This is a genomic window from Cytobacillus pseudoceanisediminis, from assembly GCF_023516215.1.
GTDB classification, from domain to species: Bacteria; Bacillota; Bacilli; order Bacillales; family Cytobacillaceae; genus Cytobacillus; species Cytobacillus pseudoceanisediminis.
Map to the genome: position 1 here is coordinate 1,232,100 of NZ_CP097349.1, position 13,994 is coordinate 1,246,093.

12 protein-coding genes and 1 pseudogene are annotated in these 13,994 nt (G+C 43.5%); all 13 read left to right on the top strand.

The window, feature by feature from the left end; all coding sequences use genetic code 11:
- Positions 1-26: 26 nt before the first annotated feature.
- The 13 genes and pseudogenes from M5V91_RS06565 to M5V91_RS06625 all read left to right on the top strand — a co-directional run bounded on the left by M5V91_RS06565 (position 27) and on the right by M5V91_RS06625 (position 13,992).
- Positions 27-1,940 carry a PTS mannitol transporter subunit IICBA gene (locus M5V91_RS06565; protein ID WP_251174456.1) on the top strand — a complete coding sequence of 638 codons (1,914 nt, stop codon included), beginning with the start codon at positions 27-29 and terminating at the stop codon, positions 1,938-1,940.
- Between the two features lie 88 nt (positions 1,941-2,028).
- Positions 2,029-4,117 (top strand): annotated as a pseudogene (locus M5V91_RS06570) (BglG family transcription antiterminator).
- Between the two features lie 12 nt (positions 4,118-4,129).
- Complete coding sequence (locus M5V91_RS06575; RefSeq protein ID WP_251174458.1) at positions 4,130-5,263, top strand: mannitol-1-phosphate 5-dehydrogenase; 1,134 nt, start codon at positions 4,130-4,132, stop codon at positions 5,261-5,263.
- A gap of 1,072 nt (positions 5,264-6,335) precedes the next feature.
- A complete protein-coding gene (locus M5V91_RS06580) occupies positions 6,336-7,052 on the top strand; it encodes a GntR family transcriptional regulator (RefSeq protein ID WP_009334210.1) in 717 nt (238 codons plus the stop codon).
- Between the two features lie 201 nt (positions 7,053-7,253).
- Positions 7,254-8,339, top strand: coding sequence for an ABC transporter substrate-binding protein (locus tag M5V91_RS06585; RefSeq protein ID WP_009334211.1), 1,086 nt, complete (start codon positions 7,254-7,256; stop codon positions 8,337-8,339).
- A gap of 16 nt (positions 8,340-8,355) precedes the next feature.
- The gene (locus M5V91_RS06590; protein ID WP_019383438.1) at positions 8,356-9,432 is read left to right on the top strand and encodes an ABC transporter ATP-binding protein; all 1,077 of its coding nucleotides are present in this window, start codon (positions 8,356-8,358) and stop codon (positions 9,430-9,432) included.
- A gap of 5 nt (positions 9,433-9,437) precedes the next feature.
- Positions 9,438-10,355, top strand: a complete 918-nt coding sequence (locus tag M5V91_RS06595) for an ABC transporter permease (RefSeq protein ID WP_009334213.1) — start codon at positions 9,438-9,440, stop codon at positions 10,353-10,355.
- Entirely contained in the window at positions 10,352-11,152 is an 801-nt protein-coding gene (locus M5V91_RS06600) for an ABC transporter permease (RefSeq protein WP_192908697.1), read from the top strand. The genes M5V91_RS06595 and M5V91_RS06600 overlap by 4 nt, the downstream gene beginning before the upstream one ends.
- Before the next feature lie 15 nt (positions 11,153-11,167).
- Positions 11,168-11,377 carry a 2Fe-2S iron-sulfur cluster-binding protein gene (locus M5V91_RS06605; protein ID WP_284521926.1) on the top strand — a complete coding sequence of 70 codons (210 nt, stop codon included), beginning with the start codon at positions 11,168-11,170 and terminating at the stop codon, positions 11,375-11,377.
- Complete coding sequence (locus M5V91_RS06610) at positions 11,374-11,490, top strand: 2Fe-2S iron-sulfur cluster-binding protein (protein ID WP_284521927.1); 117 nt, start codon at positions 11,374-11,376, stop codon at positions 11,488-11,490. Before M5V91_RS06605 ends, M5V91_RS06610 begins: the two co-directional genes overlap by 4 nt.
- Positions 11,480-12,559 (top strand): NAD(P)/FAD-dependent oxidoreductase, encoded by a 1,080-nt coding sequence (locus tag M5V91_RS06615; RefSeq protein WP_251174459.1) that lies wholly within the window; start codon positions 11,480-11,482, stop codon positions 12,557-12,559. The genes M5V91_RS06610 and M5V91_RS06615 overlap by 11 nt, the downstream gene beginning before the upstream one ends.
- Before the next feature lie 29 nt (positions 12,560-12,588).
- Entirely contained in the window at positions 12,589-12,918 is a 330-nt protein-coding gene (locus M5V91_RS06620) for a (2Fe-2S)-binding protein (RefSeq protein WP_019383443.1), read from the top strand.
- Positions 12,919-13,992: an NAD(P)/FAD-dependent oxidoreductase gene (locus M5V91_RS06625; RefSeq protein WP_192908696.1), complete on the top strand. Its 1,074-nt coding sequence runs from the start codon at positions 12,919-12,921 to the stop codon at positions 13,990-13,992.
- Positions 13,993-13,994: the final 2 nt, after the last annotated feature.

Consider the following 13,994-nt stretch of genomic DNA (forward strand, 5'->3'; position numbering starts at 1 on the left):
ACTATATTGTGAAAGGATGAGTGTACATGGCTCAATCTAATCTTAAAGTAGCTGTACAGAAGTTCGGTAATTTTCTGAGCTCTATGGTTATGCCGAATATCTCTGCTTTTATAGCATGGGGTCTTATTACAGCTTTATTTATACCTACTGGCTTCTTCCCAAATGAAAGCCTTGCCAAAATGGTCGATCCAATGGTTAAGTACTTGCTTCCGCTTCTAATTGGTTATACCGGAGGGAAGCTTGTACATGATCAGCGCGGTGCCGTTGTTGGTGCCATCGCGACTATGGGGGTCATCGCAGGCGCGGAAATTCCTATGTTCCTAGGCGCCATGGTTATTGGTCCTCTTGGCGGCTATGTGATTAAGAAGTTCGACCAGATGATCGAAGGCAGGGTGCGTGCAGGCTTCGAAATGCTCGTGAACAACTTCTCTGCAGGAATTCTTGGTGCAATTGTTGCCATCCTTGCATTCCTGGGAGTGGGTCCTGCTGTTGATGTATTTACCGGCTGGCTTGTAGCTGGAGTTGACTGGCTGATTGGCACAGGACTTCTGCCGCTGACAAGCATCTTAATTGAACCGGCAAAAGTATTATTCTTGAACAATGCCATCAACCATGGTGTTCTTTCGCCAATCGGCGTTGAACAGGTAAAAGAAACAGGACAATCCATCCTGTTCCTGCTTGAAGCAAACCCTGGACCTGGTATTGGTGTCCTGCTTGCTTATATGTTCTTTGGAAAAGGCAATGCAAAGAAATCTGCTCCTGGTGCCGGAATCATTCACTTCTTCGGCGGGATTCATGAAATTTATTTCCCGTACATCTTAATGCGTCCTATGCTCATTATTGCTGTCATCCTGGGCGGAATGAGCGGTGTGTTCACACTGGTTCTTTTAGGCGGCGGATTATTCGCTCCTTCTTCACCGGGCAGCATTATCGCCATCACGGCTGTGACGCCTCATCATGCAAGTGCGTATATTGCAAACTTCGCAGGTGTTCTTGTGGCTGCTGCTGTTTCATTCATCGTGTCTGCATTTATTATGAAAACAGGCAAGCAGGGTGAAGAAGATATTGAAGAAGCTGCGAAAAAGATGCAGGAAATGAAAGGCAAGAAAAGCTCTGTATCCAACGTGTTTGAAGGCGGTCAGGCTGCAATGCCCGATAATGTATCCAAAATCTATTTTGCCTGTGATGCAGGAATGGGCTCAAGTGCCATGGGTGCATCACTTCTCCGCAAAAAGGTGAAGGAGGCGGGCATGGACATTGCTGTTACGAATACAGCGATTTCCAATCTCCCATCAGATGCTGAAATCGTCATTACACAGGAAGAACTGACACCAAGGGCACGCCAGAAAGTGCCGAATGCATTCCATGTATCGGTTGATAACTTCCTGTCAAGCCCGGAGTATGATAAGCTGATCAGCGCGCTTCAGTTCCCGGCTAACTCGGAACTGCACGAAATCGTTGAAGATGCTGAAGAAAATGTTCCTGACATCGTGGATGAAGAAATGGCTCATGATGACGATTTATTGCGTCCGGAAAATATTTTCCTGAACAAGGAGTTTGCTGATAAGGAAGAAGCTATCCGCTTTGCAGGAAGAGTGCTTGTCGATGCAGGCTATGTGGAAGAAAGCTATATTGAAGCGATGATTGAACGTGATAATATCACTTCCACATACATGGGAAATGATGTAGCGATCCCGCATGGAACCGAAGAAGCCAAAAAAGCTGTGATCAAATCCGGCTTTACAGTTATCCAGGTGCCAAATGGTGTTGATTTCGATGGCGAAAAGGTCCGTCTGATCTTCGGAATTGCAGGCAAAGACGGCACACATCTTGAAATCCTGTCAGGAATCGCGGTAACATGTTCTGACATGGATAATATCGAAAAATTGGCAGCGGCTGAATCTGTCCAGACCATTATGGATATTATCGGCAAAAAATAAAACTAAAGCTATTTCCGAATAGAAAAGCGTCATTCTGCGCTTTTCTATTCAGTGTTTTTGTCACTAATTTTAGAAATGAGCTGATCTCATGTATATTACATCGAGGGAAAAAGCCATTATTGAATTGATTATAAAAACATCGGGTAAACACACGGCATTGTCGATTGCCTCTTCGTTAAATGTCAGTGCGAGGACGATTCAGAGGGATTTAAAGGCAGTGGAGAAAATCGTCAGTGAGTTCGAATTAAAGTTAACCCGCAATTTAAACCAGGGCCTTGCGATTGAAGGGAAAAATGAGCAGATTTTCCGGCTGATCCAGCATTTGACCAGCAGTGAACCGATCGACCAGCCTCCTCAGGAAAAGAAGCTGCGCCTTCTTATAGCCATTCTTGAAGAAGACTTATACAAGACTCAGGTTCTGGCAAGCTACCTTGGCATCAGCACGGCAACCCTATCAGCCTATCTGGATGAACTTGCTGAATGGCTATCTGTATTCCAGGTGCAGCTGACGAGAAAACGGGGAGTCGGTGTAGAGCTTCACGGATCAGAAGCCAACAAACGAAGAGCACTTGCGCATTTTTTCCTTCAATATTTTCATGAAGAATTAATTGAGAAACTATTTTTGCTGGAAAAAGGAAAGCTTGGTGAAGAAAGGATTCTTCATTACTTTGAACCGGATAATTTTTTCCAAGTGAACAGCATTGTTCAGACTGTTTTTTCTGGTGCACCTGCCCGGTTTGCTGATAGCGGATACCTGGAGGTTGTGCTGCATGTAAGCATTTCTCTGCAGAGGACCCTAAAACAGCTTTTTGTGGATCAGAATGATACCCTTCCTGAAAAGGAAGTTATTGTTGAATACGGTTTGATGCAGCAGATAACAAGCAAGCTGGAACAAAAATTTGACTGCAGTTTTTCAGAAGAGGATATCCTATACCTCGCACGAATACTTAAAGGGACCAAATTAAGCGGAGCCGAGGCTTTTCCATATGACAGCATTCTGCTCGCCCAAATGATCAAGAACGTGATTAAATCTGTTTCGGAACAGCTGCATGTGGATTTGACCAGGGATTTTTCCTTATTTCAGGGACTGCTGGCCCACATGGAGCCATCCATATTCCGCATGAAACAGAATATGGAATCCTATAACCCGCTTAAAGAAGAAATTATGCGTAAATATCCGGTTCTGTTCATGGCTGTAAAAAAAGTCTTGAAGAGGAATTTACTGATATTGATCAATTTTCCGATGACGAGATCGCGTTCATCGTCCTTCATTTTGGCTCAGCCCTGGTCATGCAGGAAGAGAATCTTTCCATTAAGGCGCTTGTCATTTGTCCGACAGGCATCGGAACATCCAAGATGCTAAAGAGCAGGCTGAAAAAGAAGCAGCTGAAATTGATGTGATCGAAATCAAGTCGATGAAAGAAATTTCAGAGGGTGCTGATCTGAAAGAATATGATTTAATCCTTTCTACAGTCAGACTTCCTTTTATAAATGCTGAGTACATATTGGTGAATCCGCTCTTAAGCGATGAAAATATTCTTACCATAAAAAACTACTTGCAAAACAATATTGAAAGCCTGACAAAAGGAAAAGAATATCAGCCGGAGGAAGGGTTTAAACAGGCTGAACAGAGAAACCTTTCATTATCCGCAATGCTTGAGGAAGTAAGAGATATCCAGGAGAGCATCGAGTCTCTTGTTCATAACTTTCGTTTTTACCGGATGGATGGAGGAGAAAGCCAGGAGCAGATTCTTAAGAAAATGCTTGGGAATGCCGAAGGAGATAATTTGCTGACGAATGCTGAGGATGTCCTGCAATCATTAAGGGAGCGGGAACAAAAAGGCGGGCTTGGCATACCTGAAACCAATATGGCACTCTTTCATGCCCGCAGTAAAAATGTCCATAAACTTATTTTTCAGATTGCCCACCTCCCTGAGCCATGCATGGTAAAGGGGATGGACGGGAGAGATGTTATTCTAAAAAACCTTCTGCTCATGCTGGCACCGTTCGAGCTAAGCAGAAGAGAGCAGGAGATATTAAGCTTAATCAGCACAAATATCATTGAGACAGAGGAAGCGATTCTAATTTTTTCTTCAGCCAATGAAGACATGATTTACAAGAAGCTGGAATCGATTTTTACAGAATACCTGCAGTCCCATTTTAAAATAAATCAGTAAAGGAATGATTTGATGAAACAAGCAGTGCATTTTGGAGCAGGGAACATAGGAAGAGGTTTTATCGGAGCCCTATTTTCACAGTCAGGCTACCATGTAACTTTTGTTGATATTGCCGACGAAATCATTAATCAGCTGAACGAAGAAAAGCATTATCAAGTGCTGCTGGCTGCAGATGAACAGGAATCCATGACAATTGAAAATGTTTCAGGATTGAATAATCTGAAACAGGAGAAAGAAGTGATAGAGGCCATTAAGCAGGCTGACTTCTTAACAACAGCGATTGGCCCTAATATCCTTCCGCGGATTGCCCCATTAATTGCAAAAGGCCTGGCTGCAAGAGCAGCTGCAGGAATTAACGAAAAGCTTTATGTCATTGCATGTGAAAACCAGATCTCTGCGACTGACCTATTAAAAGGCTACATTATGGAGCATCTTGACAGAGATGTAAATCTGGCGTTTGTATCTTTCTTAAACTCCGCCGTAGACCGAATTGTCCCAATCCAGAACAATCAGGGATCACTGGATGTTCTTGTTGAACCGTACCATGAATGGGTGGTGGAGGTGACTGAAGATATTCCGCATATCGAAGGAATGAAAATTGTTCCGGAGCTTGCTCCATTTATCGAAAGAAAGCTGTTCACGGTTAACACAGGACATGCCGTTATTGCTTATTTCGGATACCTGGGCGGAAAAGAAACCATCGACCAGACACTTGCAGATGAAGAAATTTATAAGCAGGTTCAGGCAACACTCCGAGAAACAGGTGCCTATTTGATTAATCGATATAATCTGAATCCGGAGGACCATCAGAAGTATATTGATAAAATTATCGGCCGGTTCCAAAATGCCCACCTGAATGACGGTGTTACACGAGTAGGACGCTCGCCGATTAGGAAGCTTGGCCCTGAAGACAGACTGGTTCGTCCGGCCCTGCAGGCACAAAAAGCAGGCTTATCTTACACAAACCTGGCTAAAGCCATTGCTGCGGCACTAATGTTTGATAACAGGGAAGACGAGGAAGCAGTAAAGCTACAGGAGATGATTCAAGAAAACGGAGTGCCAAACGTGCTGAAAGAAGTATGCGGACTTGAAGATTCAAGCGAGCTTGCTATAGAAGTACTGAAACAGTATGAAGCATTGAAATAATAAATTGGATTAGAGGCTGCTGAAATGATTCGGCAGCCTTATTTTTTGGAGTTCTTCGGTGGGGTGGGGTGCGGCAATGAAATTTTACTAAGATTTTACTGGGGTAAAGGTAGCCAGTTTTGGTTGTGCATGACGGGCAAAGTTGGTGGACAGTCAGGAAAATAGGTTTCATGGAGGGCTTATGAAGCCCAAAATGGATGGAGTGATGAGGAAATGGTAGCCATGTAGTGCTCATGAAGCCCGAAATGATTGGAGAGTGGAGGAAAAGGTCACCATGGCGAGCTTATGAAGCCCAAAACGGATGAGGTGCCGAGGAAATGGTAGCCATGTAGTGCTCATGAAGCCCAAAATAGGTGGAGTGATAAGAAAATGGTCGTCATGTAGTGCTCATGAAGCCCAAAATGGATGAGGTGCCGAGGAAATGGTCGCCATAGAGAGCTTATGAAGCCCAAAATTCATAAAGTCCATAAATTCAGTCTTCATCAGGTGGCAAAGGTGAAGTGATCTTCTATAATAAAGCCGAAATCCCAGAACCAGCCGACGAAATGGGAGTTAACCAAAGGGAATAACGACGAAATCCCAGAACCAACCATCAAAATGGGAGTTAATCAAAGGGAATAAAGCCGAAATCCCGGAGCCAGCCAACAAACTGGGAGTTAATCATAGGGAATAACGACGAAAACTCGAAGCCAGCCACAAACTGGGAGTTAATCAAACGGAATAAAGGCGAAATCCCAGAGGCAGCCAACAAACTGGGAGTTAACCAAAGGGAATAACGACGAATTCCCATAGCAAGCCAACAAACTGGGAGTTAATCACAGGGAATAAAGCCGAAACCCCGGAGCCAGCCATCAGAAGGGGCGTTAATCATAAGGAAGAGCGTCGAAACAAGGAAATTTTTAAAACTGGATTAATCAGATTCCAGTAAGATTGAACTGAACAATGCTGTTTAAATTAAATACTCGTTCTAAATATTTAATTTTCAAAAAATATTGACAACTATCTAAAAAACAGATAAATTATAAAATAATATAAAGTTATAACATTATATTCTTTCAAGGGAGATACATAAATGCAGATAGATAAGAGTCTACATATACCTCTTTATAGACAAGTAGAGCAGATTCTGGAAGAGAAGATCATTTCAGGCCAATGGGAGGTGGGGAGCCAGCTGCCGACTGAGCAGGAGCTGTCCGATCGATTCGATGTCAGCACCATTACTGTTAAAAGAGCTGTGATTGAGCTTGTGAATAAAGGTTATCTCTTCAGACAGCGAGGCAAGGGAACCTTTGTATCCGGATCTGCAAAAGAGCAGGACCTTAATTCCATCATTTCGCTTTCCGGTGCGGAACAGGAACATCCACATGAAATGCTCAGCTTTAAATATGAAACAGCGGGTTCTGAAATTGCCCAGAAGTTAAGGATTGATCCTGAGGATGAGGTGATCAAAATTGAGAGATTAAAAGTGGAAAACAATGATCCTCTTGCATTGGAATATACCTATCTTCCGGCGGATAAATGTCAGGGGCTTACACCTGAAATGATCAATAACGACTTAATTTTTAACATCTTAAAAAATAGATTCCATATAGCACTAAAACGAGCCAGGGTATTTATCCGGCCATATATTCTTCCTGATCATCAGGCTAAGCTGCTTCATGTGGAACCGGGGACCCCAGTATTTGAGTGGGAGCGTACTACATACACAAAGCAAGAAGACATCATTGAGTTCTCCAAATTCTATATCCGCAGTGATAAAGAGGTTTATTATACAGAGGTTCAATTGTAAAAAAATGCTGAAATACAAAAGGACATTTTATAAATATAAAAGATATAAAGTTATAATATTATATCTTTATATTTTATATATAAATCAATCTCTTTAAATAGATTGATCCAAATTTAAAAGGGGGTATCGCTTTTATCAAGTCTTCATCTTAGAACAGCTCCTTAAGTTCACAAAAGCAAAAATAAACGAGGGGGAAATGAGTTGAAAAAGAAAGCTTATTTAATTGTATTGCTTTGTTTATTGCTTGTCACGGCTGCAGGATGCAGCGGCCAAACTGGAAGCTCTGCAGATGAAGGATCAGGAAAAAGTGATGAAAAGACACTTGTATTAGCGGCTTATGGAGGAAGCTATGAGCAAAAAATGAAGGAGGACTTGATCCCAAAGTTTGAGAAAGAGCATGGCGTAAAGGTGAAATATATTACGGGAAGCTCTGTTGATACCTTATCTAAGCTTCAGGCTCAAAAGGATAATCCTCAGATTGATGTAGCTTTCCTTGATGATGGTCCTCAAGCTCAGGCAAAGGCGTTTGGATTGCTGGCGCCATTGGATGAGAGTGTTGTTACGAATCTGGCAAATGTCTATGATATTGCAAAAGACAAGGATAATGTCGGCGTTGGATTCGGAATCATCTCAACCGGCTTGGCTTATAACAAGGATGTCTTCGAACAGAATGGCTGGGAACCGCCGACTTCCTGGAATGATTTGGCCGACCCGAAGTTTAAAGGAAAACTCGTACTCCCTTCCATTGCCAATACGTATGGGGTTCATTTCCTGCTCATGACGGCGATTGCCAATGGCGGAGATGAAGAAAACATTGAACCAGGCTTTGAAAAGATGAAGGAAATTGCCAAAAACGCGATCACTTTTGATAAAACAGCTGACGTTTCAAATTACTTCCTTCAAGGGCAGACAGTCGCAAGTGCATGGGGAAGCAGCCGGGTATTTACCCTTCAGGATAGCGGATTCCCGATTGAGTATGTCATTCCGGAAGAAGGGGCTCCAGCGTTGATGGCAACCGTCAGTGTGGTGAAGGATGCTCCAAACGGGGATCTTGCACAGGAATTTGTCAATTTTGTTCTGGATGAAGAAGCTCAGCTTCTATTTGCGAACTCCTTGTTTGACGGCCCTGTTAATAAGAATGTAAAGCTTGAAGGTGACATTGTCGATAAAGTGGCTTATGGGGAAGAGGAGATTGCCAAATTGATCAAAGTCGACTGGGAAGCTGTAAATGCAAAACGAGCAGAGTGGACAGAACGGGCCAATAAAGAAATCGAAGTAGCCCATTAAAAGAGAGGGGAAACGAATGAGTTACTTAAGCCTGGAAAACGTGGTCAAGACATTTAATAAAACAGAAGTGGTTAAAAAGCTCAGCCTTGGCATCCAAAAAGGGGAACTGGTCTCCTTTTTGGGACCTTCGGGCTGCGGAAAAACGACAACACTGAATATGATCGCCGGATTTCTGGAGGTGGATGGCGGGAAGATTGAGGTGGACGGCAAACCCGTTCACCTGCTTCCTCCCAATAAAAGAGAAATGGGCATGGTGTTCCAAAATTATGCTTTGTTTCCGCACATGACGGTTTTTGATAATGTCGCCTATGGACTTAAGCTGCGTAAAGTGCCAAAAAATGAAATAAACAAAAGGGTTCTGGAAGCATTGGAAATGGTACGTCTGGCTGGCTATGAAAAACGCTATCCAAAGGAATTATCCGGGGGACAGCAGCAGCGTGTTTCATTGGCAAGGGCCCTGGTCATTAAACCGAAGGTGCTACTCCTTGATGAACCACTCAGCAATCTTGATGCAAAGCTGCGCCAGGAAATGCGTGAAGAAATAGTGGATATCCAAAAGCAGGTGGGGATTACAACGATATTTGTCACACATGACCAGGAGGAAGCATTGGCCATATCGGACCGAATCGCGGTCATGTATGAGGGCCGGATTGAACAGGTAGATGATCCGGCATCTATATATAACCATCCAAAGACTGATTTCGTGTCTCAGTTCATAGGGGAAGTCAACCACATTCAGGGGAAAGTCCTGGAAACCTATGAAAATAAGAAATGCAAAATGCACTTTTTTGGGAATGAACAGATCGTTTCAGTTCCATCTGTAAAGAATTCCGAAGTTCACTTTTTCATACGGCCGGAAAAAATCCAAATCGCCTTAGCACAATCAAATGATAGAAATGAGGCTTTTCAAACCAAGGTGGAAAGGAAAATGTTCCTCGGAGCCAAGACACGGTACATTCTGAAGGTACATGACCGGCATCTGATTGCAGATATTTCCAATACCGTTTTAAATCCCACCGAAATTAAAGAAGGAAACAGTGTCTACACGTATTGGAACCCTGAAGACCTGCTGCCTTCCAGAATGGCGAGGTGACTCACATGCAAGCCGGAATCGGAACGGAACATGACTTATTGCTTCAGCAAAAGAAAAAGAATTTGAATAAAAAACGGCTTGATACGTGGCTGCTTTTACTTCCGACGCTGGGGATCTTCATTTTCTTCTTTTTGCTGCCATTGTTTTTCTTATTTATTACAAGCTTTAAAAATTTTGATGCAAGCACCGGAGTGGGAAATGAGTGGACACTTCAGAACTACATCAAGTTCATGTCAGATCCTTTTTACCTTGGAGTGGTCTGGCGCACTGTGAAAATTGCTCTTTTAACGACTTTGATTACCATCATCATTTCTTATCCCGTAGCTTTTCAGATTTCCAGAGCAAAAGGAAGAACCAGGAATTATTTAACCCTTCTTGTGCTTTCCCCGCTTCTGATCAGCATGGTTATACGCTGCTACGGCTGGGTGATTCTTTTATCCAACAATGGTGTTGTTAATAATACTCTATTAAAGCTGGGCTGGATTGATCAGCCTTTAACCCTCTTATATACCGAACTGAGTGTGGTCATCGGGATGGTGCATGTTCTTTTCCCGTACATGGTGCTGAGCATCATGGGATCTCTTGAAAAAATAGACCCTTCTGTCATCAGAGCCTCGCAGAATCTTGGGGCCAGCTCCTTCAGAACTTTCTTTTCCATTTTGCTGCCGTTAACCTTGCCAGGCGTTTTCGCCGGTTCTGTTATGGTGTTCAGCTTAAGTGTCAGCTCATTTGTTACACCGGCTATTCTTGGCGGCCCGCAGGTGAAGGTTATGTCCTATTTAACGTATGAACAGGTAGCTGTCATGCTGAACTGGCCGTATGGAGGCGCAATTGGCTTCCTGCTAATCCTGATTGCCACCATTACCATCATCGCATACAGCAAAATCCTTGCCAGGTCTGAGAAAGGAGTGGCCATACAATGAGCAGGAAGCTGCCCAAGTATTTCTTTAACTTTGCTTGTTTACTGGTGTATATTTTCCTTCTGGCGCCAATCTTGGTTGTATTGCTTTCTTCCTTAACAACTACCGAATACATTGTATTCCCTCCAGAAGGCCTGACCCTCAGATGGTACACAGAATTAATTGAACATCCGGAATTTATGCAGTCCTTTACACTGAGCATTATTGTGGCGTTCGGAACCGCAATTATTTCCACCGCCATTGGCACTTTGGCTTCACTTGCGGTCGTCCGGCGCCAATTTAAAGGGAAGACAGCGATTGTTCAATTAGTGGGTTCGCCTCTCTTGATTCCATCTGTTGTGTTTGGTGTGGCTCTCTTGCAGTTTTACTCATGGATTGGCTTAGCTGCGAGCCCGCTTGCATTGATTTTGGGTCACATCATCTTAACGGTTCCATTTGTGATGCGCCTGGTTGTTGCAAGCCTTGTAGGCTTTGACCGTTCTATCGAACAAGCGGCCCTGAACCTTGGTGCAGGACCGATGAAAGTCTTCTTTCAAATCACACTGCCAATCATTAAATCAGGCGTGATAGCAGGCGCCATTTTTGCCTTTATTACTTCATTTGATGATTTAACAGTTGCTTTATTCATTGTCAGCACCGACGTTGTGACACTGCCAGTGCGGATCTACACATACATGCAATATCAATATGATCCGATTATTACATCCGTATCAAGCATTATGATTCTATTCACTGTTGTATTAATGCTTGTAATTGAAAGAGTGCTTGGTGTAGGGAAAGTGTTTTCCTCGAAAAATTAGATAGGAGAGGTCTTTATGCACATTGAGAAACATCCCGTTCTAAGCAGGCAGCTTCTCAAGCCTGTAACCATTTATTTCAATGATCAGCCATATCAGGCCTATACGCAGCAATCGGTCGCTGCCGCCTTAATGGCAAATGGAATTAAAAATTGGGTGTCAGCAGAAAGCTGGTCCAATCCAGAGGATTATTCTGCTCGCGCGGGAGATGCTGCAGCTGCTATATGACGATTGATGGTGAGGATCATGTACGGAGCTGCATGACAGAAGTTGAAGAAGGCATGCGAATATACCCGAATATGGATGACCCCGAGGTAAGGAGGGAGTTTGATGAAGACTGATGTACTGATCATTGGAGGCGGTCCTGCAGGTCTATCAGCAGCAATTGAGACGGCATCAAGGGGACTGGATGTAACAATAGTTGACGAAACTTCCAAACTCGGCGGGCAGCTAAACCAGCAGACTCAAGAGATGCGTCCGCTTCCTTCTGTATATGAACCCATGCGTGGCTTTGAATTGGCAAATAAACTAATCGAGCAGATTAAGGATTTTAATGTGAGGCCGCTCCTGAAACACCGTGTGGTTGGATTTTACGCAGATGGAAGTGCCGGAATTACCGATGAAGAAAATGTATTCCCTATAAAAGCAAAAAAGATTATTGTGGCTTCCGGAGCGGCTGAAAAGGCTGTGGCATTTCCAAAATGGACAATGCCGGGGATTATGACAATCGGTGCTGCACAGACATTGATCAATCGTGATTTTGTGTTGCCTGGGAGAGAAGCTGTTATTGTGGGCTCAAGTGATTTTGCCATGGAAACGGCAATGCAGCTAATGGCTGTCGGCACTCGGGTGAAAGCGATCATAGAAAAACAAAGTGAAGCTTCAGCAAAAGAGCAGGAAAAAGTAAGTGAACTGTTACGGAATGGAATTCCTTTTTATTTTAATAGTTTTATAAAAGAAGCAAGAGGAAATGGGCAGGTGGAACAGATTGATATTGAGATGCCAGACGAAGTCATTACCCTGAATGTGGACCTCATTTGCATGGATGGAGGCAGGATGCCCATACTGGATGTTTTTTACCAGCTGGGGTGTTCCTTTGGCTTTCAAGAGGAGCTGGGCGGCTGGGTCCCGCAATATAGTAATACATTCCAAACCGACAGGGAGGATGTATTCATAGCTGGGAATGCGGCTGGCATTAGCACTCAGGGTGCGTTGCTTTTAACAGGAATGATTGCCGGCATCAGTGTAAGTGAAGAACTGCAAACAATCAGCCCGGCAGAGGCAAATGAGATGAGAGAGGCACTTTGGAAAGAACTCGGATTATTGGAGTACAAAGAAGTGTACAGCGGAAGAGTTAAACATCTCGAGAACTTTACAAGCCCGGTACTGAAAGATCAATTTATCTCCTAGATAGGAAAAGAGAGAAGAAGGTGAATTAGTTGGATAAAACGACGATCATCTGCAGATGTGAAGAAATCAGCTGTGAGGAAGTGGAAGAGGTTATCAGCAATGGAGGAAGGACCTTTGATGATGTTAAGAGGATTACCCGCTGCGGAATGGGTCCTTGCCAGGCTAAAATCTGCACCAGCATGGTGGCAGAAATTATTCACCAGCAGACTGGGCTGTCACCTTCAGAGATTCCCCTGCCGAGGATGAGAATGCCGCTTTCCCCTATTAAGCTTGAAACACTGGGAACGAACAGTACATCCTTTAGTGCCGTCAAGTCTGTTCTGGATGAGGTGGAAATTGAAGAAGGGAAGGTGAGGTAATTGGAAACAAATTATGAAACGATTGTTATTGGAGGGGGTGTAGTGGGCAGCGGAATTGCTTACCACCTTTCTGAGCGATACAAAGAAGGCGTGCTTGTGCTTGATAAAAAATACCCCATGTCAGGCACCTCCGGATCCACCCAGGCCTGGGTATGGGTACATAATAAAACTCCTTCCTGGTATGCGGAATTTAGTATGTACAGTGCGGAACTCTATCCTTATCTGTCTAAAAAGATTGGAGACGTAGAATACAAACGGACAGGCGGACTTTCGCCTTTTTTCAATGAAAGTGATCGTGAAAAAGCACAGAAGCTCGCGGAATCTTATCGAAAAATCGGCATCAAAATCAAAGTCTTATCCAGGGAAGAAGTTCTCGAAAAAGAACCCTATATGAATCCGGAAGTAGCCGGGGCTACCTACAGCTCTATTGATGGCAATGTCAATCCATTCCGCCTTATTGATATGTATATGAGAGCAGCTAAAAGAAATGGCGTCCGCTATTCTGCTTATAATAAGGTAACTGAGATTAAAAAGCAGGATGGAACATATTTAGTAGTCTCAGATAAGGGTGCGTTTAAATGTAAAAACCTTATTCTGGCTGGCGGAACCTGGTCGAGAGAAATCGGTGACATGATTGGAGTTAAGATTCCTGTTAATCAATTAAGGGGGCAGATCCTGGTGTCTGAACCATTGAAGCCTTTCTTAAATTTTACAATCAGCGGATTAAGGCAGGCAAACAATGGGGAAGTTCTGATGGGCTATTCAATGGAAGAAGCAGGCTTTAATCGGGCAACAACGCTTGATGTGATTCAGGAAACAGCCAATATGGCAGTCCGATATGTACCCGGATTAAGAAAAGCTAAAATTGTCCGCGCCTTTTCCGGAATTCGGGCAATGCCTGAAGACGGCTTTCCGATTCTTGGTAAAGTACCAGGCCATGAAAGCCTTTATGTAGCCGCCACCCATAGCGGAGTAACACTATCTCCTTTAATTGGTACTCTTATAACAGAGTTAATCACAGAAGGGGAAACTTCGATTCCGATCGAAAGGTATTCTTTAAGCAGATTTGGTTAAAG